Below are 23,878 nucleotides of genomic sequence, written 5' to 3'. Positions count from 1 at the left end.
TCGTGTAACCACCAAACATAGAATGGTTTCCTTCATACTGCATCGGGCCCATCTTGGCACTCAGCAAAATTTATGAAAAGTGCTCAAACTGCAAGCATATTGCAATAAGTGAATTAAGAAAACGTTGGTTAATCTCTAGCTGTCTCTGAGGTACTCCAAAATGCTACGAGCTTTTACTATATGGTTTTTAAATCCATCTTATGTTAATTGATAAGGAAGCAAAAACGCCTGCTTACGAAGCCTTTCTAGCCTTAGAAGGGTTTCGTAAACAAGCGTTACGTTTTTTCAATATGATGAGTGTTACCGCCGAAATAAATCAGCGGTAGACCAGAGCTAGACTAAGAAGAAGATATTTCTTCCATCATCATAACACTCAACAAAATTGATGATTAAACAAGTTCAATAATTGCCATTGGTGCAGCATCACCACGACGTGGTTCTGTTTTAAGAATACGTGTGTAGCCACCATTACGTTCTGCATAACGAGGTGCAATTTCAGAGAACAACTTTCGAAGAGCTGTAGTTGATGTGTATTTATCAGTAGCTTCATCATAGGTTTCTGCTGCAATTTCGTTACGTACAAATGCTGCTGCTTGACGACGAGCGTGCAAATCGCCACGTTTGCCAAGAGTAATCATTTTTTCAACGGTTTTACGGATTTCTTTAGCACGTACTTCAGTTGTAACGATTGATTCGTTGATCAAAAGGTCAGTTGTCAAATCGCGTAACATTGCTTTACGTTGTGAGCTAGTGCGTCCTAGTTTACGGTATGCCATTGTTTCCTCCTATATTATTTATCTTTTTTCAATCCAAGTCCAAGATCAGCCAATTTAACTTTAACTTCTTCAAGGCTCTTGCGACCAAGATTACGTACTTTCATCATTTCAGGTTCAGTTTTCTCTGTCAAATCAAATACAGTATTAATTCCTGCACGTTTCAAACAGTTATACGAACGAACAGACAAGTCTAATTCTTCGATTGTACGGTCTAACATCCGATCGTCGGATGCTACTTCAGTTTCTTTCATCACTTCCGCTGATTTTGCAACTTCAGTCAAGTCTGTAAAGAGACCAAGGTGCTCCATCAAAATACGTGCTGACAGACCAAGAGCATCTTCTGGAATAGTTGTGCCATTTGTCATGATTTCAAGCGTTAATTTGTCAAAACCATCATTGCTACCAACACGAGCTGGTTCAACTTGGTAATTAACTTTTACTACTGGCGTATAGATAGAATCTACCGCAAGTGTCCCCACTGGTGCATCATCTTTTTTATTACCTTCAGCTGGTACATAACCACGTCCTGAATTAACAGTCATGATTGCTTTAAAGCTAGCACCTTCGCCAATAGTAAATAGATAGTGATCAGGGTTTACAATTTCAATGTCGCTATCAGTCAAAATATCGCCTGCAGTCACTTCTGCTGGTCCTACTACATCAAGCTCAATTGTCTTTTCGTCTTCGACATAAGATTTTACAGCAATGCCTTTGATGTTCAAGATGATTTGCATAACATCTTCACGGACACCCGGAACTGTGTCGAATTCGTGGAGTACACCATCAATTTTAATTGATGTCACTGCAGCACCTGGAAGTGATGCAAGAAGTACACGACGAAGTGAGTTACCAAGAGTTGTTCCATAACCACGTTCTAGTGGCTCGATAACAAATCTGCCGTAATCTTTATTTTCATCAATTTTTGTTATAGTTGGTTTTTCAAACTCGTTTTGGAGGACGAGCACCATTGTGTGGCACAGGAGTCACATCACGAATTGCAGTTACTGCAAGACCAGCGGCAGCAAGAGCGCGAATAGCAGACTCACGACCTGAACCAGGACCTTTGACTGTAACTTCAACTGTTTTAAGACCGTGTTCTTGTGCAGATTTAGCAGCAGCTTCTGAAGCCATTTGGGCTGCGAATGGTGTAGATTTACGTGAACCTTTGAAACCAAGAGCACCAGCAGATGACCAAGCAAGAGCGTTACCATGCACATCAGTAATCATAACAATAGTGTTGTTAAATGTAGCGTGAATGTGAGCAATACCTGACTCGATATTCTTCTTCACACGACGTTTACGTGTTGGTTTAGCCAATTTATTTACCTCCTATTTTATTTTTTCTTACCTGCAATCGCAACAGCTTTACCTTTACGAGTGCGAGCGTTGTTTTTAGTGTTTTGTCCACGGACAGGAAGTCCACGACGGTGACGGATACCACGGTATGAACCGATTTCCATCAAACGTTTGATATTCAAGTTAACTTCACGACGGAGGTCACCTTCAACTTTAATTGCATCTACTTCACGACGGATAGCGTCTTCTTGATCAGATGTCAAATCTTTTACACGAATATCTTCTGAAATGCCTGCTGCTGCAAGAATTTTTTTAGATGTTGTGAGACCAATACCGTATACGTAAGTCAATGAAATTACTACGCGTTTGTCGTTTGGAATATCAACTCCAGCAATACGAGCCATGTTTTCTCCTTTCCATTTTTAACCTTGACGTTGTTTGTGTTTTGGATTTGCTGGGCAAATTACCATTACACGACCATTACGACGAATTACTTTACAGTATTCGCAAATTGGTTTGACCGATGGTCTTACTTTCATTTTAATCCCTCCAAGTATTTCGATTATTTAAAGCGGTATGTGATACGTCCACGTGTCAAATCATACGGACTCAACTCGACTGTTACACGATCCCCGACCAAAATACGGATGTAATTTTTACGGATTTTTCCTGAAACAGTTGCAAGAACTTGGTGCCCATTTTCCAACTCAACAGTAAACATAGCATTTGGCATGGTATCAACTACCTTACCTTCAATCTCAATCACATCTTCTTTTGCCATGCAAAAGTTTCCCCCTCTAAATTTCGATTTGATGCCCTCTGAACACAGAGGTAACAATTATAAGTCAGACTAGGCTATTTTATCATCTTTGTCCAATAAAAGCAAGTCCTATCCTTTAATTTATTGTATTTTTGATAAAACCGCATCAATGTCTGCAAAGACTAGTTCAATATCTTGATCACCTTCGATATCATATACCAAACCTTTGGCACGGTAGTGCTCAATGATCGGTTGACCTTGTGCGATATTGACTTCCAAACGACGTTTGACGGATTCAGGTTTGTCGTCTTCACGTTGATAGAAATCATCTTCGTTATATCCCTCTGCTGGTAGATTAAACACTTTATGGAAAGTTTCTCCAGTTTCTTTATGAATAATTCGTCCGCTAAGACGTTCCACCAACTTAGAAGGATCAATTTCGATATTTATGACTCCTTGTAGTTCAATGCCTAGATTTTTTAAATTCTCATCCAAAGCTTGCGCTTGCTCAATTGTACGTGGATAGCCATCCAACAAGAAGCCTTTTTCCTTAATGTCTTCTTGCTGTAGACGTTCTTTGACAATACCATTCGTTACTTCATCGGGAACTAAATCGCCTTTGTCGATGAAAATTTTTGCAAGCAAGCCCATTTCAGTTTGATTGGCCATAGCAGCACGGAACACATCCCCAGTTGAGATGTGTGCTACATTAAATTTTTCAACAATCTTAGCTGCCTGTGTTCCTTTACCGGCACCTGGCAAGCCCATAATCAAAAGATTCATTTCAATCTCCTTTTAAAAGATGCAAATAGTTCATTCACTATACATTTTGTCATTTTATTTTCAAATAAGTTTTCCATTATGAAAAACTTATCAAAAAACAAAAATAGAAGGTTGACAAGGTCAACCTATATTCTATCCTGTAATTTCCATAAATCCGACGTATTTTCTCTTCAATAGATATCCTTCTAACTGTTTGATTCCTTCAATACTTGTCATGATAACGATTATCAAACTTGTACCCAAGAAAGCAATGTTAGATGAAAGTCCAAATAAATTTTGTGCAATGATTGGCATCAAGGCAACAAAACCGAGAAAGAGTGATCCAACTGTTGCTAAGCGCGTTAAGAGTTTTGAGAAATATTTTTCTGTGCCATTCCCAGGACGTACGCCATGGATGTAAGCTCCACTCTTTTGCAAGCTTTCCGCAGTTTTTTCTGGATTCACTTGAACAAATGTATAGAAGAATGTAAAGAGGATAATCAAGACTGCATAGACAGTCATACCTTTAATTGTTGTGTAATCAAAGTACTCTTGGAGAGTTGTCAACCAAGAAACACTCTTTTGTTGATTCGCTAAAAATTGAACAATAGAAGTTGGAATCGCTGTGATAGAACCTGCAAAGATAACAGGAATAACACCAGCTGGGTTCAATTTCAACGGAAGGTAAGAACTTGACGGTGCACCTTGCGCTCTTTTTGTATATTGGATTGGAATTTTGTATTCTGCTTGTTGAACATAAGTTGTAAAGTAAACAATCGCTAAGATCGCTACAATCAACAAACCAACAAAGACAAGAGATTCACCCATACGGCTAGGATCGATATTAACGAAACGATCTTCGTAGATATCGCGGATAGTATCCGGCAGAGAGGAAATAATCCCTGCGAAGATAATCATAGATGTCCCGTTACCGTATCCTTTATCTGTAATTTGCTCACCCAACCAGCTCACAATCATAGAACCTGTTGTCAAGATCGCTCCGATAACAACATACGTTTGCCAATTGAGAGGCATGTTCGTCAACTTGGCACCGGACAAGGCGTTAAAACCTGCTGTGATCCCGATCGACTGAACAAATGCAAGGGCGAGGGAAATATAGCGCGTCGCTTGATTTAACTTACGACGTCCCACTTCACCTTGCTTACCCCATTCAACGAATTTAGGTAAGATATCCATTTGCAACAATTGTACAATGATGGAAGCAGTGATATATGGGCTAACCCCTAACGCAAATACAGAAAAGTTTCGCATCGCATTACCAGATACCAAGCTCAACAGGTTTAGGAAAGGCACGTCGGAAAGCGCTTCCAAGCTTTTGGCATTGACACCCGGAACGGTGATATGCGTACCGATGCGGAAAACAAAAAGAATAAAAATAGTAAACAAAATTTTCTTGCGAACATTTTTAACTTTTAGCGCATCTTTTAATAGTTTAAAAAACATAGGCAGCCACCTCTTAGATGACTTCTACTGAACCACCTTTAGAAGTGATCGCTTCTTCAGCTGATTTAGAGAATTTAGCAGCTTTCACTGTTAAATTCTTCGTCAATTCGCCGTTACCAAGAATTTTAATTCCTGATTTTTCAGCTTTAACGATACCAGCTTCAATCAATACAACTGGTGTTACTTCAGCACCATCTTCAAAAGCGTTCAATTGATCAAGGTTAACAATAGCATACTCTTTTGCGTTGATGTTTGTAAATCCACGTTTTGGAAGACGACGGAACAATGGAGTTTGTCCACCCTCGAAACCTGGACGTACGCCGCCACCGCTACGAGCTTTTTGACCTTTTTGACCACGGCCTGAAGTTTTACCGTTACCAGATGATGTACCACGACCTACGCGGTTGCGAACTTTACGTGAATCTTCTGCAGGTTGTAATTCATGAAGTTTCATTATTTAATTTCTCCTTATTTAAATGCTAGCGCCTTTCAATCAAGTAAGGTCTAGATTGAAAAACTCGCTTTTTCGATTTGTATATATCCAGATTAAGTCGCTATAAAAATAGCGACTCATCCGATTATTTTACTTCTTCTACAGTTACCAAGTGTGATACAGCTGTAATCATACCACGGATAGCTGGATTGTCTTCTTTAACGACTGAACTGTTCAATTTGCCAAGACCAAGCGCCACAACTGTTTTACGTTGTGATGGAATACGGCCGATTGGAGACTTCGCCAAAGTAATTTTAATTTGAGTCATGAGCTCCCCTTTCTTATGCCAAATCTGAAACTGAGATGCCACGGAGTGCAGCAACTTCTTCAGCACGTTTCAATTGTTTCAAGCCTTCAACTGTTGCACGAACGATGTTGATTGGAGTGTTTGAGCCAAGTGATTTAGATGTAACATCTGCAATACCTGCCAATTCAATTACGGCACGTGTTGCACCACCAGCAGCAACCCCAGCACCCTCTACAGCTGGTTTCAACAATATTTTTGCTCCACCAAATTCTGAACGAACTTCGTGAGGAATTGTTGTACCAACCATTGGTACTTCGATCATGTTTTTCTTAGCAGCTTCAACTGCTTTACGAATAGCTTCTGGTACTTCTTGAGCTTTACCAGTACCGAAACCTACGCGTCCGTTACGGTCACCAACAACCACAAGAGCTGCAAAGCGAAGACGACGTCCACCTTTAACAACTTTTGTTACACGGTTGATGGCTACTACGCGTTCTTCAATTTCAACTGCGTTATCTTTAAATGCCATTTCTTAGTGTCCCCCTATTAGAATTTCAATCCGTTTTCACGAGCTCCGTCAGCCAAAGCTTTCACACGTCCGTGATAGAGATATCCACCGCGGTCGAAGACCACTTCAGAAATACCTTTAGCTACTGCGCGTTCAGCAACGAGTTTACCTACAACAACGGCTTGTTCTGTCTTAGTTCCTTTTGAAACTTCTTTATCAAGAGTAGAAGCGCTTGCGAGCGTTACACCCGCTACGTCATCAATCACTTGAGCGTAGATGCCTGTATTAGAACGGAAAATGTTCAAACGTGGGCGAGCAGCAGTTCCAGAGATTTTACCGCGAACGCGACGGTGGCGTTTTTGGCGGACTTTGTTTTTATCTGGTTTTGAAATCACAATTTTCACCTCTTTTATATTGATCTTGTCTCAATGAGACATCCTTGGAAAACAATGATGTGCAACTGAGTGAAAACCCAGTTCACAACTTTATTATTTACCTGTTTTACCTTCTTTACGGCGAACGAATTCACCAACGTAACGAATACCTTTACCTTTATATGGTTCAGGAGCGCGAAGGCTACGGATGTAAGCTGCTGTTTGACCAACAACTTCTTTGTTGATACCAGACACGTGGATTTGTGTTGGTGCTGGAACTTCAAATGTTATACCTTCTGGCGCAATCACTTCATCAGGATGGGATTTACCAACCGCAAGTGTCAATTTGTTACCTGCCAATTGAGCACGGTAACCGACACCACGCATTTCAAGTTCTTTTTTGAAGCCTTCAGAAACACCAACAACCATGTTGTTGAGGTTGGCACGGCTTGTACCGTGGATAGTCTTCATTTCTTTTGAATCGTTTGGACGGTGAAGTGTTACTTCTGTACCTTCCACACGAATTTCGATAGCTGTAGGGAATTCACGAGTGAGTTCCCCTTTAGGTCCTTTTACAGTTACCACACCATTGTCTGGAGTTAACTCAACACCAGCAGGCAATGTAATTACTTTATTACCAATACGTGACATATTTTTATTTCTCCTGTTAGATTATCAAGTCTTTCGACTAGTTTTCACGGGGTGTTTGGGAAATTAGATACCGTTCAGCCAGCAAGAGTATTGAACTGAACACGGACTAAAATCCTAGTGAAAAAACTGGGCTTTCTCGAAGTCTAAAGACTTCATCGGCAGCCTCCTGTTTTCATACGGATTTTTTACGTCCTCTGTATCTTATTATTACCAAACGTATGCAACAACCTCACCACCAACGTTCTTTTGACGAGCTTCTTTATCTGTCAAAAGACCTTCTGACGTAGAGATGATTGCAATTCCAAGTCCGTTAAGAACTTTAGGAATATCTTCACGTTTTGAGTAAACACGAAGACCTGGTTTTGAAACGCGTTTCAAGTTGGTGATAACTTTTTCACCGTTTTGTCCGTATTTCAAGAATACGCGGATGATACCTTGTTTGTCATCTTCGATGAATTCAACGTTTTTTACAAAACTTTCGTTTTTAAGGATTGTAGCAATCCCTTTTTTGATATTTGATGCAGGTACTTCAAGTACTTCGTGACGAGCTTGGTTAGCGTTACGAATACGTGTCAAAAAGTCTGCAATTGGGTCAGTCATAACCATTTTATTTTTTCTCCTCTTACTAGTAGTTTGCAAGACGCACTTGCTAGTTAATAGTGCCCAGATGGGCAGGTTGTAAGCTCTTTTTAGATAAAAAGCTAATTTGAACTCGCCCTATGAACTGTGCAAAATTAGTATCATTATCTTACCAAGAAGCTTTTGTTACACCTGGGATTTGTCCAAGGTAAGCTAAGTCGCGGAAGCATACACGGCAAAGTTTGAATTTGCGGTAAACTGAGTGTGGGCGTCCACATTTTTCACAGCGAGTGTAGGCTTGAGTTGAGAACTTAGCTGGGCGTTTGTTCTTAGCGATCATAGATTTTTTAGCCATTTAATGTCTCCCTCTTATTTCGCAAACGGCATACCAAGGCCAGTAAGCAATGCACGTGATTCTTCGTCTGTGTTAGCAGTTGTAACGATAACGATATCCAAACCACGAGTTTTATCAACATCATCAAAGTTGATTTCTGGGAAGATCAATTGTTCTTTCGCCCCAAGTGTGTAGTTACCACGTCCATCAAATGATTTTGTTGGAACACCATGGAAGTCACGTACACGAGGAAGTGAAACTGTAACCAATTTATCCAAGAACTCATACATACGTTCGCCACGAAGAGTAACTTTCGCACCGATCGCTACCCCTTCACGAAGACGGAAGCCGGCGATTGATTTCTTAGCTTTTGTGATAAGTGGTTTTTGACCTGAAATAAGTGCTAATTCTGCAGCAGCTTTTTCAAGGTTTTTAGCGTTAGAAACAGCGTCACCAACACCCATGTTCAAAACGATCTTATCAACTTTTGGTACAGCCATAACTGATGAATAGTTAAATTGTTCAGTCAAAGCAGGAACTACTTCTTTAAGATATTTTTCTTTTAAGCGATTTGCCATTATACTTCTCCTTTCCTTCGTGATTAATCAAGCAATGCGCCAGATTTTTTGTTGTAACGGACTTTTTTGCCGTCTACAAATTTGTAGCCAACACGTCCTGCAACGCCATCTTTATCAAGCACTTGTACGTTTGATGCGTGAATTGGTGCTTCGATTTCAACGATTGCGCCTTGAGGGTTTTCGTTATTTGGTTTTTGATGTTTTTTGATGATGTTAACACCTTCAACAACAACTTTGTTTACTTTTGGAAGTGCTGTTACGACAACGGCTTCAACACCCTTGTCTTTACCAGCGATAACGCGAACTTTGTCGCCTTTTTTTACAAACATGATTTTCTCCTATATTTCTTACGCCCATACGGGCACCCTGACATATAGTCAGGGGACTTAGTTTGTGTTTTAAAAATTAAAGTACTTCCGGTGCCAATGAAACGATTTTCATGAAACCGCCATCACGCAATTCGCGCGCCACTGGGCCAAAGATACGAGTTCCGCGAGGGTTTTTGTCTTCACGGATGATAACAGCAGCATTTTCGTCAAATTTGATGTATGAACCATCAGCACGACGAGCACCTGTTTTAGTACGAACGACAACAGCTTTAACAACGTCCCCTTTTTTAACCGCACCACCAGGAGTAGCTTGTTTTACTGAAGCAACGATAATGTCGCCAATGTTTGCAAATTTGCGTCCTGAACCACCAAGAACTTTGATTGTCAAGATTTCACGTGCGCCACTGTTGTCAGCAACTTTCAAACGAGTTTCTGTTTGAATCATCTTTGTTTTCTCCTTTCAGTCTGATTAAATGATAACCGCTTCTTCTACAACTTCTACAAGACGGAAGCGTTTTGTAGCTGAAAGCGGACGAGTTTCCATGATACGAACGATATCGCCTTCTTTAGCAGTATTGTTTTCATCATGAGCTTTGTATTTTTTAGAGTAGTTAATACGTTTACCATAGACTGGGTGGTTACGTTTAGTTTCAACTACAACTGTGATTGCTTTGTCCATTTTGTCAGACACAACGCGTCCAACAAGAACTTTACGATTATTGCGTTCCATTGAAATTCTCCTTTCCCAACCTATTATTTAACTTCAGATTGCACAGTTTTGATACGTGCAATTTGTTTTTTAACTTCGTTCAAACGAGCAGTTTGCTCAAGTTGACCAGCAGCAGCTTGGAAACGAAGATCGAAGAGTTCTTTCTTCAATTCGTTTTCGCGTTTTGCAAGTTCTTCTTGAGAAAGGCCACGAAGTTCTTCAACAAATTTTTGAATTTCTTTGAGTTTCATGTCTTCTCCTTATTCTGCTTCGCGTTTTACGAATTTAACTTTAACTGGTAATTTGTGGCCAGCAAGACGGAATGCTTCGCGAGCAATTTCTTCAGAAACGCCTGCAACTTCAAACATTACCTTCCCACGCTTAACTGGAGCTACCCAACCTTCAGGAGCACCTTTACCAGAACCCATACGAACCCCGATAGCTTTGGCTGTATATGATTTGTGTGGGAAGATTTTAATCCAAACTTTACCACCACGTTTCATATAACGAGTCATCGCAATACGAGCTGCTTCGATTTGGCGGTTTGTAATCCATGAGCTAGTTGTAGCTTGAAGGCCGTATTCACCAAATGCTACTTCTTTACCACCTTTAGCTTCACCGCGCATTTTACCACGGAATTCGCGACGGTGTTTAACACGTTTAGGTACTAACATTGGTTATTTACCTCCTTTAGTGTTTTTACGAGCTGGGAGAACTTCACCACGGTAAATCCATACTTTAACACCAAGTTTACAGTTCCTTCTGAATAGCCTTCAGCACGGGCGATATCTGCACCGTTCAAACGGCCAGAAACCTGTGTTTTGATACCTTTAGCACCAGCGCGCATTGTGCGTTGGATTGCTTGTTTTTGTGCACGACGGAAAGCAACACGTTGCTCCAATTGACGAGCAATTCCTTCACCAACAAGGTGAGCGTCCAAATCTGGAGATTTGATCTCGATGATGTTGATGTGAACTTGTTTACCAGTCAATTTGTTCAATTGTGCACGAAGTGCATCAACGTTGCTACCTGACTTACCGATAACCATACCTGGTTTAGCAGTGTGGATAGAAACGATTACTTTACTTACTGCACGTTCGATTTCGATAGTTGAAACTGACGCATCAGCCAATTCTTTTTTGATAAAGTTGCGGATTGAAAGATCTTCATGAAGGTAATCCGCGTATTCTTTTTCAGCATACCATTTAGCATCCCAGTCACGGATGATGCCGACACGCATACCAATTGGATGTACTTTTTGTCCCACGTTTTTACCTCCTTATTTTTCTGCCACAACTACAGTGATGTGAGCTGTGCGTTTGTTGATTGGTGAAGCTGAACCTTTTGCACGTGGCCGGAAACGTTTAAGTGTTGGTCCTTCGTTTGCGAAAGCTTCGCTGACTACCAAGTTAGCTTTTTCCAAACCAAGGTTGTTTTCTGCGTTAGCAATAGCTGACATCAACACTTTTTCGATGATTCCAGCAGCTTTGTTTGGTGTGAATTTCAAGATTGCAATTGCGTCTGCTACACTTTTACCACGAATGTTATACAAGATAAGACGTGATTTACGAGGTGAAACACGTACTGTGCGAGCAGTTGCTTTAGCTGAAGTAATTTCTGCCATTGTGTTTTCCTCCTAAATTATTTACGACGAGTTTTCTTGTCGTCAGCAGCATGACCTTTGTAAGTACGAGTTGGTGCAAATTCACCAAGTTTGTGACCTACCATGTCTTCTTGAATATATACAGGCACGTGTTTACGACCGTCGTAAACTGCGATTGTATAACCGATGAAACTTGGGAAAATCGTTGAACGACGTGACCAAGTTTTGATTATTTTTTTCTTTTCGTCATTTGCTTGAGCTTCAACTTTTTTCATCAAATGCTCATCGACGAAAGGTCCTTTTTTAAGACTGCGTCCCATTTTGTAGTTTTCTCCTTTAAATAATGTACCACAGCGGCTTGTGCGCGAAATGCGCACTACCGAGTTGGCGGATGTTTAAGCTATTAACCTACGAAACCTTAGCTTACTTTTGGTTACGACGACGAACGATAAGTTTGTCTGATTTAGCTTTCTTGTTACGAGTTTTAAAACCAAGCGCAGGTTTACCCCATGGAGTAGACGGCGCTTTACGTCCAACTGGTGCTTTACCTTCACCACCACCGTGTGGGTGATCGTTAGGGTTCATTACAGAACCGCGAACTGTTGGGCGGATACCTTTCCAACGGCTACGTCCTGCTTTACCAATGTTAACAAGTGATTGTTGTTCGTTACCTACTGTACCAACTGTAGCACGGCAAGTACCAAGAATCATACGAACTTCGCCTGATTGAAGACGAACAAGCACGTATTTACCTTCAGCACCCAATACTTGTGCAGAAGCACCAGCAGCACGAACCAATTCACCACCGTGACCTGATTTCAACTCGATGTTGTGTACAACAGTACCAACTGGGATATTTGCAAGTGGAAGTGCGTTACCAACTTTAATATCCGCGTCTGGACCAAACGATACGTTGACCTACTTCAAGACCTTTAGGTGCGATGATGTAAGCTTTAACACCATCAGTGTAGTGTACAAGTGCGATGTTGGCTGTACGGTTTGGATCGTACTCGATAGTTTTAACAACTGCTTCAACACCATCTTTGTTACGTTTGAAGTCGATCAAACGGTAGTGACGTTTGTGACCGCCACCTTGGTGACGAACAGTGATGCGACCGTTGTTGTTACGACCAGCTTTGCTTTTAAGAGAAACAAGCAATGATTTCTCAGGTGTGCTTGTTGTGATTTCAGCGAAATCCAAAGAAGTCATGTTACGACGGCCATTTGTCGTTGGTTTATAAACTTTAATACCCACGTTATTTCCTCCTTAGATTATTCAGCTTCAGTCGCAAACAACTCGATTGCTTTTGAATCAGCTGTAAGAGTGATGATAGCTTTTTTCACTTTGTTAGTGCGACCTACATAACGACCTACGCGTTTTGTTTTAGGTTTCACGTTGATTGTGTTAACGTTAGCAACTTTGACGCCTTCAAAGGCAGCTTCAACTGCTTGTTTGACCAACAATTTGTGTGCACGTGTATCTACTTCAAATACATATTTACCTGCTTCAAGTTGGCCCATTGAGCTTTCTGTGATGACAGGTTTTTTGATAACATCATACAAATTCATTATGCAAGAACCTCCTCGATTTTAGAGATAGCTGCTTGAGTCACAAGAAGTTTGTCTGCATTTGCAATGTCAAGAACACTTGCAGTTGTTGCAGTTGCAACTTTAACGTTTTTAAGGTTACGTGCAGAAAGAGCTGCGAAGTCGTTGCCTTCTTCAAGAATAACAAGGACTTTTGAATCAATGCTCAATGCTGCAAGAACTTTTGCAAATTCAGCAGTTTTTGGAGCTGAAAATTCAAGTGAGTCAACAGCTACAAATTTGTTTTCAGCAACTTTTGCTGAGTAAACAGATTTAAGTGCCAAGCGACGAACTTTTTGTGGAAGTTTGTACGCGTATGAACGTGGAGTTGGTCCGAAGACTACGCCACCGCCACGCCATTGTGGTGAGCGGATAGAACCTTGACGAGCGCGTCCAGTTCCTTTTTGGCGCCATGGTTTGCGTCCACCGCCGCGAACGGCTGAACGGTTTTTAACTGCGTGAGTACCTTGACGAAGGCTAGCACGTTGGCTGATGATCACATCAAAGACAACTGCTTCGTTTGGTTCAATACCAAAGATTGCATCGCTCAAAACTACTTCACCAGCTTGTTTACCAGTTTGGTCAAATAATGTTACGTTTGCCATTTCGACTGATTTCCCCTTTCCTTATTATTTAGCAGCTTTAGCTGCTGATTTGATAGTGATAAGAGATTTCTTAGCACCTGGTACGTTACCTTTGATAAGGATAACGTTCTTTTCTGGGACAACTTGTACAATTTCAAGGTTTTGAATTGTTACACGGTTGCCACCCATACGTCCTGCAAGGTTTTTACCTTTGAATACACGGTTAGGTGCAACAGGTCCCATTGAACCTGGACGACGGTGGTAACGAGAACCGTGAGCCATAGGACCACGTGATTGGCCATGGCGTTTGATAACACCTTGGAAACCTTTACCTTTAGATGTACCAGTTACATCCACAACATCGCCGGCTGCGAATGTGTCTACAGTGATTTCTGCACCAACTTCTAAGCCTTCAATGTTTTTAAATTCACGAATGAAGCGCTTAGGAGCTGTGTTAGCTTTAGCTACATGGCCTTTGGCAGGTTTGTTGCTCAACACTTCGCGTTTGTCATCAAAACCGACTTGAACAGCAGCGTAGCCGTCTGTTTCAACAGTTTTCACTTGAAGAACAACGTTTGGAGTTGCTTCGATGACAGTAACAGGGATAAATTCACCAGCTTCAGTGAAGATTTGAGTCATTCCCACTTTTTTCCCTAAGATTCCTTTTGTCATGAGAAAATAATTTCCTTTTCTTTATATTAAAAAGTTTTTAACGAGCGTTTTTCGTGCTCAAATAGTAGATACTAAAGGCGTCAAACTCAAGACGAAAATAGGAAATCCGACGAAGAAACTGAAGTTTCTAGGAAGATTTATCTTTTTCACGCAGAGTTTAGCCTGCGTTCAATTTAGAACACTCGCTTTACTCAGTCGTATCCAGCTGATTAAAGTTTAATTTCTACGTTTACACCACTTGGAAGATCCAATTTCATCAAAGCCTCAACTGTTTTTTGAGTTGGGTTGATGATGTCGATCAAACGTTTGTGCGTACGCATTTCAAATTGTTCGCGAGAATCTTTATATTTGTGAGTCGCACGAATAATTGTGTAGAGACTACGTTCAGTTGGAAGTGGTACTGGACCTGCAACTTCTGCACCTGTACGTGTAGCAGTTTCTACGATTTTTGCAGCAGCTGTATCAAGTGTACGGTGTTCGTACGCTTTCAAGCGGATGCGGATTTTTTTATTTGCCATCTTATTCTCCTTTTCGTCTATTTAAGATAATAGGCTAGCTCCACAAGAAAACCAACACGAGTCACGTGGCGATGCAACCGAGCGTGTCGCAACCTCTTGCATCAAAGCTACAGCCGTAATTTTTACGGCACCAAAATAGTATAGCAGAACTGCTGCACCATTGCAAGGATTTTAAGCAATATTTTACAAAAAATTCTGCAACAGATAGCTGCTGCAGAATTCTCTTATAGTATTTATAGAAGAAAATTAATCTTCTAACTCAATACCACCTTCTAAATCAAGAACAACATCTTGCATTTCTGGTGACTCCTCCACTACTTCTACTTCTGGCGTATCATCCTCAATGAGTCCATAATGAATACGAATCTTGCGGTCAATTTCATCAAAGATTTCTGGATTTTCTGCCAAGAATTTCTTAGCATTTTCAGATCCTTGACCAATCTTCTCACCGTTGTAAGAATACCAGGCGCCAGCTTTTTGAATGGTTCCCAAATCGCTACCGATTGTAATCAACTCACCCGTACGTGAAATTCCTTCACCATACATGATTTCCACAAAAGCTTCTTTAAATGGTGGCGCAACCTTGTTTTTAACAATTTTAACTTTGGTTTCTTTACCAACATTTTGGTCTTTTTGGTCACCTGAACCCTTGATTTGTGTGTTTCCACGAACATCCATACGGACAGATGCATAGAATTTAAGAGCACGTCCACCAGGAGTTGTTTCCGGATTCCCAAACATCACACCAACTTTTTCGCGCAATTGGTTAATAAAGATAGCAATAGTCTTTGTTTTGTTGATAGAGGCTGAAAGCTTACGCATGGCTTGACTCATCATACGAGCTTGCAGACCAACATGGCTGTCTCCGATATCTCCATCAATTTCCGCACGTGGTACGAGTGCCGCAACAGAATCGACCACGACCAAATCAACTGCACCAGAATCAATCAATTTCCCGGCGATTTCAAGGCCTTGCTCACCTGAGTCAGGCTGTGACAAGAGTAATTCATCGATATTGACACCAAGAGCAGCAGCGTAAGCAGGGTCAAGGGCATGTTCCGCATCAATAAAGGCAGCAATACCTCCCTCTTTTTGTGCTTGCGCTACAGCATGGAGGGCAACGGTTGTTTTACCAGAAGACTCCGGACCATAGATTTCGATGATACGACCTTTCGGATAACCGCCTGCACCAAGCGCGATATCGATAGACAAGCTACCTGAACTTTGGACTTGTACTTTTTGCTCAGCGCGTTCGCCCAAACGCATGATAGCTCCCTTACCAAAATCCTTTTCGATATTTTTCAGGGCATCATCCAAGGCTTTTCTACGTTCATCACCAAACTTCTTGGTAATGTCTTCTAATTTTTTACTAGTTTTTTTAGCCAATTTCTTTCTCCTATGTTTCTATTCAATTTTATTATTATAGCAAATTTTTTGCTTTTTATAAACTCTTACGTATGGCATCAAAAGTGTGTAGGCAAGCAATTTGACGAAGAGTTTTCAAGTGATACCCTCCCAATTGAACTCGGTGAACCATCGTGTGATGTTCATTTGCTAGGGCTATAAACACGGTCACTTGTGCTAAACTTTCGTCCATAGAGGGATTTATTTGCCCTACTATTGCTAAACCAATTTCCGCGCCCTCCTTCATGCGAATCATTTTTGCCAAGTCGCACGCCTCGTCCTCGCTCCTATTGACCTGTGTCACGAATCGACTATCCAGCAAACACTTATCATCCTTCAAAGAATTAATCAATTGAGAACATAACCGCCCTGCTGTAAATTCTTCAACGATAGCGATGGTGTGTTGATCAACCTCTAATTTTTCTGCCGCAACTTTAGCCAAACTATTGTCTTCCCCATAACCATACATATAAGTAGCCAGTTGTTCTCGCTTCAGAATCTCTTCTTCTAGTTCATCTAATTTTTCCTGAGCTTCAATTCCTGTTTTTGCTTTCGTAGATAGTCGGAGGGTTACTTCGCCTGTTTTAGCGTAAGGGGACAGGGTTGGATCCGTCTGTTCTTCAATCAAATCTGCCAAGACTGTTACTAATTGACTTTCTCCAATTCCAAAAAAGCGTAGAACACGGGAATAGAGCGTCTGCTTGTTTTTCGACAATAGCGGTTCCAAACTTTGTTGAAACATAGCTTTTAGCTCGCTTGGAGGTCCAGGCAGAACGATATAGGTCACTCCATTTTCTTCCAGCAAACTTCCGACAGCTAATCCTGTTGGGTTTTGTAGAGGAGTACTCCCTTCAATTAGCTGAGCCTGCCGATCATTATTTGGAGTTCGCAAGCAACCTGGACGACTGGCAAAAAATTGGTCCAGTTTTTCCATTGCTTCTGGGTCTATTATAAGGTCTCGTTTTAAAAATTTCGCCAGTGTTTGCTTGGTCAAATCATCATCGGTAGGACCTAAACCACCACAGAGAAGGACCATCTCGCTGCGCGAACTAGCAACTTCTAAAACAGATAAAAGACGTGCTTCGTTGTCACCGACAGCTGTATGAAAATAGACATCAATACCCAGCTCTGCCATTTTTTCCGACAAAAATTGTGCGTTAGTATTAACGATTTGTCCTGTTAAAATTTCCGTCCCTACCGCGATCAACTCTGCTCTCATATTGACCTCCTCATCTATCTATTCGTAAATTGATTTCATTGTAGCAAAAAAAGTAGCGAATGTGCTACTTTTTGAATATAGAAAACTGTAGGTGAATAAACAACAATCCTTACCGGTTTAGAAAAACATCAAAACTTTCGTGAAATAAAACTATTTATGATAGCAAGGAGTGTTTAAGTTTAACCCGCGTTATGCTTTTAAGGCACCTAGCAAGAGAGCTCCTGCCACAAAACAGGCAATTCCGATAGTGATCCATTTTTTCTCCTTGGGAGTTTTTAGTCTCCCCAAGGAAAAGGATACCACCAATAACCGAAATGATGACGCCTAGTTGTGAGAAACTAAAAGCAATGGCTAGTCCACCTGCAGCAGCTGATAAGAACATAAAGACATTTCCCAAGGCCCACATGACACCGACAATCATATTTTTGAGTACAACTGGGACAAATTCCACATTGAAGTGCATAAAGCTGATTGCACCAATCACCATCCCGATTGCCATCGGAAAAATGATAACCAGCGCATTGACGGATAAAATGTTGTTAAACAAAATAATGAAAGACAAGTAGCCTGCTGTTGAATAAATAAGAGCAAGAAATCCTCTCTTGTAATCTCTTGGACCTGAATCAGAAGCCACTGTCACATCTTTTTTACTAATAAAGTAAAAACCAGTTACCAGTAATAAAAGTGCAGGAATTCCAAGTACAAAATGAATCGTTTCAAACCACTCTTTGAAGACGACCTCTCCGATAAGACTTCCTAAAAGGAGCTGAGCACCACTTGATAATGGATTTGCAACAGACACTCCCATATACTTCATCGATTGAAATTGATAATTTTGACCAACCGACCACAAGACACCTCCCAAGATTCCAAAAAACCAAAGACTAGGTGTCAAGGCAGGCCTAAGAACCAACCATACCACTGCTGAAAATAGCAGAGCTCCAAAGGTCATGGCCCAATGTCTGCTGATTAGGACGACCACCGATACGGTTACCAACTAAACCAATACTACCCCAAGTAATCATAGGAACTAGGGCATACAGAATACTTAACATTTCTTCCTCCTAAAATGATGCTACACAAAGTTCTATTATAACAAAAAATGTCCCTAAAACTAGATAAGATCGTGAAAATTTTATTCGTTTTCATTAAGAAGAAGGGGAGCTGTTAATTATTATCCTGCTCCATCAGGTATTTCCCTTTTTAAAAAAACAAAAATTCCATCAGGATCTCCTGATAGAATAATTTGATTGCCAGCAAGAATAATCGTCTCACGCTTCCGATGCGTAAAAGCGGTAATCTTCTGCAGACAATGGTTGAATTCAGCAACCGCTCTCTCTTGATCCAACGATGTTGAGCTAATATAACCAGTAGTGCATTTTAGTCCTCCTTACACAAAGCTATAGAAATCCAATACGATTTGGTCTGGTCCTTGAATCAAGAGAGAATAGGTTCCCCAATCCATCTTTTGCGGCCCACAAAGAACAGTCTGTCCTGCAGCTTTCAATCGCTCTAACTCTTGATCAACATTTTCCACTTGGAAATGCAAAATAGTTCCCGAATGAATAGGTGTCATTGGAACAGGAGCTTTGTCCGTGAGCATCAAGCAATGTTGGCCAATGGTGAATTGTGCAAAATGCTCATCAGCATAATCTGGCTGAATGTCCAAGGCAATCTTTAGCTGGGCTGTCGCTTGAGCAACATGGGATACAAGGAGATCAGTTTGATTAAGATTCATAGTAGCTCCTTTAAGTGATTTTTATCAAATGATTCCAAAAGAACGGAAGAGACGAAAGTTTTAAATCCTGAATTCACAAGCCACTTCATGATCATTGATAAGACCAGCAGCTTGCAAATAGGAATAGATGATGGTGGGACCGATGAACTTGAAACCACGCTTTTTCATTACTTTTGAGATATGCTGCGACAATTGATTCTGTGCTGGGATCTGCGATGGGTCTATAATCTGGTGGTCAATGGTTTTCCCATCTGCAAAAGACCAGATATAAGTATCGAAGGAACCAAACGCAGCTTGAATTTTTAAAATTTCCTGCGCATTGGTACGACAGGCATAAACTTTCATGCGATTGCGGATAATGGCTGGATTCTGTAATAAAGCTTCCAGCTGTTCATCCGTCATTTGGGCAACCGTTATAATGTCAAAATCGTGGAATGCCAATTGAAAAGCAGCGCGTTTATTGAGAACCGTTTCCCATGATAGCCCAGCTTGAAACATCTCTAAAGAAAGCAACTCAAAAAGGGATTGATCATCATGGAGGGGTTTGCCCCATTCCTTGTCATGATAAGCCGTCATCAAGGGATTTGGTTTGTAGTTGTCTGTCCAAGCACAGCGCTTCATATGGACTCCTTTTTAAATTTTTATCTGAGAAATTGCATTTAATCATCAAATTTTATGCCTTTAAACTGAACACGGACTAAAAGCTTGGAAAATAGATAATCTGTCACCTAAATCAAGATTTCAGGACAGATTCCTAATTTTCGATCGCTTTTTGCGTCCTTTGTATCTTATTATTTAATGAATTGAATTCGAGCTACAAACTGTATGAAAAAGACCAATCTATCTAGACGCAAGCGTCTTCAACAGATTTTCTATTTTCACTTGGTTTGTTACGCTCTCATATCTTATTATTTCATCAGCATTTTAAGAGCTGATTTGATGTAACTCTCAGCAGTTTCGTTGGTGCCTTCAAAGAAGGCTTTAATTTTCTTAAGCTCTGCTGCTTTGTAGCCAAGGGCTAAGAGAGCTTCCATGGCTTCTTCGAGGGGCTCGTTGGTAGCACTTGCTGCTTTAGTAGCTTTGCCATTTTCCATAGGAGCTTCGACAAATTTACCCGCCAAGTCCAAAATCATTTGCTGGGCCGTTTTCTTCCCGATTTTTGGGAATTTCATGAGGTATTTAATATCGCTGTTATCGATGGCAGCCACCAAGCCTGCATTGTCATCAACGGCGACAATAGCTAGCGCGGTCGTAGGACCAATACCCGAGACTGAGATGAGCTTTAAAAAGACATCCTTCTCTTCTTCAGAGTGAAAACCAAAAAGCAGGTGCGCATCCTCGCGAATAACCTGATGGAGGTAAATCTGAACGGTCTGGTTGACCTGGTCTGAAAATGAATAAGGATTGGCTACGTTCAAAATGTAACCAAGACCTCCTACCTCGACAACAATATATTTGGCTGTAATTTTTGTCAGTGTTCCTTTTATGTAATCGTACATGATTTAAGATGATAAATTCACAAAAAGTGCGATTTTATTTCCTTTCTTTCTATAATAAAGTGGAAAAGAACGTTTAGGAAACGGAATATCTTATTCATATTTCCCTAGTTCGCGCAGGCTAGTATGATTTTCCTGAATGCGGCGGAACATTTTTTCCATGTCTCCTGTCGTAAAATGGACTAGGACAGGTCGTCCATGCGGGCAATTATAAGGGTTTTTGCATTGCGCCAATTGGACCAACAAATGCCGAGCTGAAGTTTCGTCTAAGCTATGATTGGCTTTAATAGATCGCTTGCAGGACATCATAATCGCCAATTCCGCCCGATAGGTTTTGACAGATACTTGGTCGGTCAAGAGCAACATGTCACACATTTCGTAAACCCATAGGTCTCTAAGCCAATACCAACCTGCTGCAAAAGGGGTATTTTTTCTTGCAAGCTGATGAAATCTGCTGGCGAAAACTCAAACAAATAGGGCACCAATAATTGCTGGAGACTACTGTCCACCTCCCCAATTTTTTCACGGTAATATTCATATTTGACGCGCTCTTGGGCGGCATGCTGATCAATGATGTAAAGTCCTGTTTTGCCTTGAGCAAAGAGATAAGTTCCATGCATTTGTCCAAAATACTCCAATTCTGGAAAGGTTGAGGCTTCTTCATTTTCTAACTGTTCCACCAGATACGTCAGTTTCTTCTTGTTTTTCAAGTCCAACCCGCCATGCTGATCCAGCGAATCCTGACTGGTCCGTTCCGCTATTTTAACAGAGGCAGTTTTAGATTCTTCTTTTCCCTCTTCAAAAGGTTTTATCTCCTCAGCGACGACATTTTCTCGTAGCTTGGTGAAAAAATCTTGCTTTTCTGCATCGTAATAAAGATTGGGCTGCTGAAGTGGCAGACTGGTTTGAACAGGTTTTGGTAGTTTTTGCTCACTAGATTTTGCCAAATTTTCCAAAGCATCGGGAATCAACTCTTGCTCTTTGAGCGCTTGACCAATGGCCTCACGAATCAAGTACATCAGTTCTTTTTCCTTGGAAATCCGCACTTCCTGCTTGGTCGGATGGACATTGACATCGGCCAAATAGGGATCAATCTGAATATCGATCACCGCAAGCGGAAAACGTCCCACCATGAGTTTGGAGCCATAGCCATCCAAAATAGCCCGATTGAGCAAGAAATTTTTGATGTAGCGACCGTTGATGAAAATACTGATATAGTTGCGATTGGCACGAGTCAATTCTGGTAAGGAAACATAACCCGACACTTGGAAGTCCAGGGTTTCAGCGCCGATTTCAATCATTTTTTTAGCAGAAGCTAAGCCATAAACACCAGCAATGGCTTGACGCAAATCCTTGGTTCCTGCTGTTTCTAATAACACGCGCCCTTCATTAATCAATACAAAAGCAATCTCAGGATGAGCCAAACCCAGACGATTTACCACGTCCGCAATGTGGGACAACTCCGCTTGCTGACTTTTAATATATTTCAGACGTGCAGGCGTATTGTAGAACAAGTCTTCTACAATAATCTGAGTGCCAACTGGACGACTGATTTTTTCCTGCTCTTCCACTTGACCACCTTTGGAAACGAGGCGCAGACCACGGGCCACTTGATCCGTCGCTGTTTCAATGGTCAGCTTGCTGACGGAGGCAATAGAGGGCAGGGCCTCGCCACGAAAACCTAGTGTACGGATACGAAAGAGGTCCGCTTGACTTTTGAGTTTGCTAGTAGCATGACGGCGCAAAGCCAGCTTTACCTCGTTTGGCAGAATTCCTTCCCCGTTGTCAATAATCTCAATTTTCTTGAGACCAGATTCTTCAATAGAGACCGTAATCTGGCTACTTCCTGCATCAATAGCATTTTCCACCAACTCTTTGACAACGCTAGCGGGGCGCTCAATAACCTCCCCAGCCGCAATTTGGTTGGCCAAAATTTCTGGTAATTCAATAATGTTTGTCATAATTTTCTTCCTGATAGATTCTTATTTCCATTATAACACAAAGCAAAAAACAGCCCTTACTTGGACTGTTTTTCCTCTTTTAATATGCTACGAATTCCCCATGCACAAGCTAGTGCAATGACCAGTGGGAAAAGGATTTTAAAGAATTCAAAGCCTGTGAAGATGTTGTAAACGATAAAAATGAGATTAAAGGCCAAAAAGAAAATATAGAGGCCGAGATGGAAACGATTCATAAGCCACTCCTCAACGTGATACTTCATTATAGCACAAGAAGGAAATTTGGTCAGAACTTATTTGTCCGTTCTTTGATTGATTTCCTCAATATTTCGGCGCATCTGGAAAAATTGCAGAGCGTATACCACAGCATAAATGAGAGTAAATTCGATGAGAAAACTAAGCAGATGACCGACCGACAAAGGAAACCACCCCGCCAAAATCGCAAGAGGTGTAAAACCAAAAGCCGTCACTAAAAAATGAACGACCGTCTGACGCAGGAGGCTCCAATCCTGAGAGAAAATAAGGTCTGCTGCTTCAAAAAGAATCCCAATACTAGCCCAAATAAGGACTAGTATCATCATGATTTGAACCTGACTAAAATGTGCTACATAATAAGCCCTTATTGTCGAAAATGGATTCATAGGCATGTAAGTTTTGCCCGAAAAGAGAGCAGACATGATAATAGAAATGATGGTTCCGACAGCAATCCCTGTCGCTGCTGATCTTATGTATTTTTTCATATACCAATAGCCTCCTTGATTGGTTTGAGATAACGACGAGATGAATAGGTATGCTCCCCGTTTTTAAGCATGATTTTGATCAAACCATTTTTGGTTAATTGAAGATGATCCAAATATTTAATGTTAATGATTTCCGATTGGGATATTTGCAAGAATTTGTCTGGTAAGAGTTCCTTGGCTTGATAAAGTCGCAAATTAGATGTGAATTCCTGATTTTTTGTTCGCACATAGAGCGTCTTGTCCATGATAACCAATTGGTAGATATCCGCAAATGGCACCACGTAAATTTCCTCTCCTTGTTTGACTGTCAGACTGGTGTGGCGCTGGTCCATCTTTTCGACAAAGTCCACGATTTCTCGAACTTTGTCGGTCATTTTCCTGACTTCAACTAAAAGACGATCTTCGGTGAATTGGTCGCTGATGTTTACCGAAACTTTCATTTTTCTCCCCCTAGGTTTTGCTCATCGATTTGATGTCTCTATTAAACTCTATTTCTCTT

General features: G+C 41.0%; 36 protein-coding genes and 4 pseudogenes. 1 reads left to right on the top strand and 39 read right to left on the bottom strand.

Annotated features, from left to right (window positions below; translation table 11 throughout):
* Nucleotides 1–200 precede the first annotated feature (200 nt).
* Nucleotides 201–326 carry a hypothetical protein gene (locus AEX56_RS09170; protein ID WP_269082006.1) on the top strand — a complete coding sequence of 42 codons (126 nt, stop codon included), beginning with the start codon at nucleotides 201–203 and terminating at the stop codon, nucleotides 324–326.
* Between the two features lie 63 nt (nucleotides 327–389).
* Here AEX56_RS09170 and rplQ read toward each other — a convergent pair whose 3' ends face one another.
* The 39 genes and pseudogenes from rplQ to AEX56_RS00400 form a co-directional block, all read right to left on the bottom strand.
* Nucleotides 390–776, bottom strand: coding sequence for a 50S ribosomal protein L17 (gene rplQ, locus AEX56_RS00580; protein ID WP_049617500.1), 387 nt, complete (start codon nucleotides 774–776; stop codon nucleotides 390–392).
* Between the two features lie 14 nt (nucleotides 777–790).
* On the bottom strand, nucleotides 791–1,744 hold the full coding sequence (locus tag AEX56_RS00575; RefSeq protein ID WP_049617499.1) for a DNA-directed RNA polymerase subunit alpha: 954 nt from the start codon (nucleotides 1,742–1,744) through the stop codon (nucleotides 791–793).
* Nucleotides 1,716–2,093 carry a 30S ribosomal protein S11 gene (gene rpsK / locus AEX56_RS00570; protein ID WP_049617498.1) on the bottom strand — a complete coding sequence of 126 codons (378 nt, stop codon included), beginning with the start codon at nucleotides 2,091–2,093 and terminating at the stop codon, nucleotides 1,716–1,718. The genes AEX56_RS00575 and rpsK overlap by 29 nt, the downstream gene beginning before the upstream one ends.
* A 17-nt stretch (nucleotides 2,094–2,110) precedes the next feature.
* Nucleotides 2,111–2,476 carry a 30S ribosomal protein S13 gene (rpsM, locus tag AEX56_RS00565; protein WP_049617497.1) on the bottom strand — a complete coding sequence of 122 codons (366 nt, stop codon included), beginning with the start codon at nucleotides 2,474–2,476 and terminating at the stop codon, nucleotides 2,111–2,113.
* An 18-nt stretch (nucleotides 2,477–2,494) separates the two neighbouring features.
* Entirely contained in the window at nucleotides 2,495–2,611 is a 117-nt protein-coding gene (gene rpmJ, locus AEX56_RS08075) for a 50S ribosomal protein L36 (protein ID WP_001808836.1), read from the bottom strand.
* A 23-nt stretch (nucleotides 2,612–2,634) separates the two neighbouring features.
* Entirely contained in the window at nucleotides 2,635–2,853 is a 219-nt protein-coding gene (gene infA, locus AEX56_RS00560; protein WP_002936627.1) for a translation initiation factor IF-1, read from the bottom strand.
* 120 nt (nucleotides 2,854–2,973) lie between these two features.
* The gene (locus AEX56_RS00555; RefSeq protein ID WP_049617496.1) at nucleotides 2,974–3,615 is read right to left on the bottom strand and encodes an adenylate kinase; all 642 of its coding nucleotides are present in this window, start codon (nucleotides 3,613–3,615) and stop codon (nucleotides 2,974–2,976) included.
* Nucleotides 3,616–3,747: 132 nt separating this feature from the next.
* Nucleotides 3,748–5,058 (bottom strand): preprotein translocase subunit SecY, encoded by a 1,311-nt coding sequence (secY, locus tag AEX56_RS00550; protein ID WP_049617495.1) that lies wholly within the window; start codon nucleotides 5,056–5,058, stop codon nucleotides 3,748–3,750.
* A gap of 13 nt (nucleotides 5,059–5,071) precedes the next feature.
* A complete protein-coding gene (gene rplO / locus AEX56_RS00545) occupies nucleotides 5,072–5,512 on the bottom strand; it encodes a 50S ribosomal protein L15 (RefSeq protein ID WP_049617494.1) in 441 nt (146 codons plus the stop codon).
* 124 nt (nucleotides 5,513–5,636) lie between these two features.
* Nucleotides 5,637–5,819 carry a 50S ribosomal protein L30 gene (gene rpmD, locus AEX56_RS00540; protein WP_049617493.1) on the bottom strand — a complete coding sequence of 61 codons (183 nt, stop codon included), beginning with the start codon at nucleotides 5,817–5,819 and terminating at the stop codon, nucleotides 5,637–5,639.
* 13 nt (nucleotides 5,820–5,832) lie between these two features.
* Nucleotides 5,833–6,327: a 30S ribosomal protein S5 gene (gene rpsE / locus AEX56_RS00535; RefSeq protein WP_049617492.1), complete on the bottom strand. Its 495-nt coding sequence runs from the start codon at nucleotides 6,325–6,327 to the stop codon at nucleotides 5,833–5,835.
* A gap of 17 nt (nucleotides 6,328–6,344) precedes the next feature.
* On the bottom strand, nucleotides 6,345–6,701 hold the full coding sequence (rplR, locus tag AEX56_RS00530) for a 50S ribosomal protein L18 (RefSeq protein ID WP_049617491.1): 357 nt from the start codon (nucleotides 6,699–6,701) through the stop codon (nucleotides 6,345–6,347).
* A 93-nt stretch (nucleotides 6,702–6,794) separates the two neighbouring features.
* Nucleotides 6,795–7,331, bottom strand: coding sequence for a 50S ribosomal protein L6 (rplF, locus tag AEX56_RS00525; RefSeq protein WP_049617490.1), 537 nt, complete (start codon nucleotides 7,329–7,331; stop codon nucleotides 6,795–6,797).
* A gap of 207 nt (nucleotides 7,332–7,538) precedes the next feature.
* Nucleotides 7,539–7,937: a 30S ribosomal protein S8 gene (gene rpsH / locus AEX56_RS00520; RefSeq protein ID WP_049617489.1), complete on the bottom strand. Its 399-nt coding sequence runs from the start codon at nucleotides 7,935–7,937 to the stop codon at nucleotides 7,539–7,541.
* Between the two features lie 142 nt (nucleotides 7,938–8,079).
* On the bottom strand, nucleotides 8,080–8,265 hold the full coding sequence (locus tag AEX56_RS00515; RefSeq protein ID WP_002936651.1) for a type Z 30S ribosomal protein S14: 186 nt from the start codon (nucleotides 8,263–8,265) through the stop codon (nucleotides 8,080–8,082).
* A 14-nt stretch (nucleotides 8,266–8,279) separates the two neighbouring features.
* Nucleotides 8,280–8,822 carry a 50S ribosomal protein L5 gene (gene rplE / locus AEX56_RS00510; RefSeq protein ID WP_049617488.1) on the bottom strand — a complete coding sequence of 181 codons (543 nt, stop codon included), beginning with the start codon at nucleotides 8,820–8,822 and terminating at the stop codon, nucleotides 8,280–8,282.
* A 23-nt stretch (nucleotides 8,823–8,845) separates the two neighbouring features.
* On the bottom strand, nucleotides 8,846–9,151 hold the full coding sequence (rplX, locus tag AEX56_RS00505) for a 50S ribosomal protein L24 (RefSeq protein WP_049617487.1): 306 nt from the start codon (nucleotides 9,149–9,151) through the stop codon (nucleotides 8,846–8,848).
* A 76-nt stretch (nucleotides 9,152–9,227) separates the two neighbouring features.
* Nucleotides 9,228–9,596, bottom strand: a complete 369-nt coding sequence (gene rplN, locus AEX56_RS00500) for a 50S ribosomal protein L14 (RefSeq protein WP_049617486.1) — start codon at nucleotides 9,594–9,596, stop codon at nucleotides 9,228–9,230.
* 24 nt (nucleotides 9,597–9,620) lie between these two features.
* Entirely contained in the window at nucleotides 9,621–9,881 is a 261-nt protein-coding gene (gene rpsQ, locus AEX56_RS00495) for a 30S ribosomal protein S17 (protein ID WP_049617485.1), read from the bottom strand.
* 23 nt (nucleotides 9,882–9,904) lie between these two features.
* Complete coding sequence (gene rpmC / locus AEX56_RS00490) at nucleotides 9,905–10,111, bottom strand: 50S ribosomal protein L29 (protein ID WP_049617484.1); 207 nt, start codon at nucleotides 10,109–10,111, stop codon at nucleotides 9,905–9,907.
* A gap of 9 nt (nucleotides 10,112–10,120) precedes the next feature.
* On the bottom strand, nucleotides 10,121–10,534 hold the full coding sequence (gene rplP / locus AEX56_RS00485) for a 50S ribosomal protein L16 (RefSeq protein ID WP_049617483.1): 414 nt from the start codon (nucleotides 10,532–10,534) through the stop codon (nucleotides 10,121–10,123).
* 3 nt (nucleotides 10,535–10,537) lie between these two features.
* Nucleotides 10,538–11,127 (bottom strand): annotated as a pseudogene (gene rpsC / locus AEX56_RS00480) (30S ribosomal protein S3).
* A 12-nt stretch (nucleotides 11,128–11,139) separates the two neighbouring features.
* On the bottom strand, nucleotides 11,140–11,484 hold the full coding sequence (gene rplV, locus AEX56_RS00475) for a 50S ribosomal protein L22 (protein ID WP_049617481.1): 345 nt from the start codon (nucleotides 11,482–11,484) through the stop codon (nucleotides 11,140–11,142).
* A gap of 17 nt (nucleotides 11,485–11,501) precedes the next feature.
* Nucleotides 11,502–11,783, bottom strand: a complete 282-nt coding sequence (rpsS, locus tag AEX56_RS00470) for a 30S ribosomal protein S19 (RefSeq protein ID WP_049617480.1) — start codon at nucleotides 11,781–11,783, stop codon at nucleotides 11,502–11,504.
* Between the two features lie 103 nt (nucleotides 11,784–11,886).
* Nucleotides 11,887–12,718, bottom strand: a pseudogene (rplB, locus tag AEX56_RS00465) (50S ribosomal protein L2).
* A 17-nt stretch (nucleotides 12,719–12,735) separates the two neighbouring features.
* Entirely contained in the window at nucleotides 12,736–13,032 is a 297-nt protein-coding gene (locus AEX56_RS00460) for a 50S ribosomal protein L23 (RefSeq protein WP_049617479.1), read from the bottom strand.
* Nucleotides 13,032–13,655 carry a 50S ribosomal protein L4 gene (gene rplD, locus AEX56_RS00455; protein ID WP_049617478.1) on the bottom strand — a complete coding sequence of 208 codons (624 nt, stop codon included), beginning with the start codon at nucleotides 13,653–13,655 and terminating at the stop codon, nucleotides 13,032–13,034. Before rplD ends, AEX56_RS00460 begins: the two co-directional genes overlap by 1 nt.
* Before the next feature lie 24 nt (nucleotides 13,656–13,679).
* A complete protein-coding gene (gene rplC, locus AEX56_RS00450; protein ID WP_049617477.1) occupies nucleotides 13,680–14,306 on the bottom strand; it encodes a 50S ribosomal protein L3 in 627 nt (208 codons plus the stop codon).
* A 209-nt stretch (nucleotides 14,307–14,515) separates the two neighbouring features.
* A complete protein-coding gene (gene rpsJ, locus AEX56_RS00445) occupies nucleotides 14,516–14,824 on the bottom strand; it encodes a 30S ribosomal protein S10 (RefSeq protein WP_049617476.1) in 309 nt (102 codons plus the stop codon).
* Between the two features lie 246 nt (nucleotides 14,825–15,070).
* Nucleotides 15,071–16,210: a recombinase RecA gene (recA, locus tag AEX56_RS00440; RefSeq protein WP_049617475.1), complete on the bottom strand. Its 1,140-nt coding sequence runs from the start codon at nucleotides 16,208–16,210 to the stop codon at nucleotides 15,071–15,073.
* Nucleotides 16,211–16,265: 55 nt separating this feature from the next.
* Nucleotides 16,266–17,447: a competence/damage-inducible protein A gene (locus AEX56_RS00435; protein ID WP_049617474.1), complete on the bottom strand. Its 1,182-nt coding sequence runs from the start codon at nucleotides 17,445–17,447 to the stop codon at nucleotides 16,266–16,268.
* A gap of 189 nt (nucleotides 17,448–17,636) precedes the next feature.
* Nucleotides 17,637–18,502 (bottom strand): annotated as a pseudogene (locus AEX56_RS00430) (GRP family sugar transporter).
* Nucleotides 18,503–18,837: 335 nt separating this feature from the next.
* Nucleotides 18,838–19,185 carry a VOC family protein gene (locus AEX56_RS00425; RefSeq protein ID WP_049617473.1) on the bottom strand — a complete coding sequence of 116 codons (348 nt, stop codon included), beginning with the start codon at nucleotides 19,183–19,185 and terminating at the stop codon, nucleotides 18,838–18,840.
* Between the two features lie 60 nt (nucleotides 19,186–19,245).
* Nucleotides 19,246–19,806 (bottom strand): DNA-3-methyladenine glycosylase I, encoded by a 561-nt coding sequence (locus tag AEX56_RS00420; RefSeq protein ID WP_049617472.1) that lies wholly within the window; start codon nucleotides 19,804–19,806, stop codon nucleotides 19,246–19,248.
* Between the two features lie 287 nt (nucleotides 19,807–20,093).
* Nucleotides 20,094–20,684, bottom strand: coding sequence for a Holliday junction branch migration protein RuvA (gene ruvA, locus AEX56_RS00415; protein ID WP_049617471.1), 591 nt, complete (start codon nucleotides 20,682–20,684; stop codon nucleotides 20,094–20,096).
* Between the two features lie 90 nt (nucleotides 20,685–20,774).
* Nucleotides 20,775–22,642: pseudogene (gene mutL, locus AEX56_RS00410) on the bottom strand (DNA mismatch repair endonuclease MutL).
* A gap of 56 nt (nucleotides 22,643–22,698) precedes the next feature.
* The gene (locus AEX56_RS08495) at nucleotides 22,699–22,875 is read right to left on the bottom strand and encodes a hypothetical protein (RefSeq protein WP_160315153.1); all 177 of its coding nucleotides are present in this window, start codon (nucleotides 22,873–22,875) and stop codon (nucleotides 22,699–22,701) included.
* 57 nt (nucleotides 22,876–22,932) lie between these two features.
* Entirely contained in the window at nucleotides 22,933–23,379 is a 447-nt protein-coding gene (locus AEX56_RS00405; protein ID WP_049617470.1) for a DUF3021 domain-containing protein, read from the bottom strand.
* Nucleotides 23,376–23,819, bottom strand: coding sequence for a LytTR family DNA-binding domain-containing protein (locus AEX56_RS00400; RefSeq protein WP_049617469.1), 444 nt, complete (start codon nucleotides 23,817–23,819; stop codon nucleotides 23,376–23,378). The genes AEX56_RS00405 and AEX56_RS00400 overlap by 4 nt, the downstream gene beginning before the upstream one ends.
* Nucleotides 23,820–23,878: the final 59 nt, after the last annotated feature.

Source organism: Streptococcus sp. X13SY08, assembly GCF_001182825.2.
GTDB lineage: Bacteria > Bacillota > Bacilli > Lactobacillales > Streptococcaceae > Streptococcus.
The sequence above is the reverse complement of the archived record's forward strand: the minus strand, read 5'-3'. Positions and strand labels throughout refer to the sequence as shown.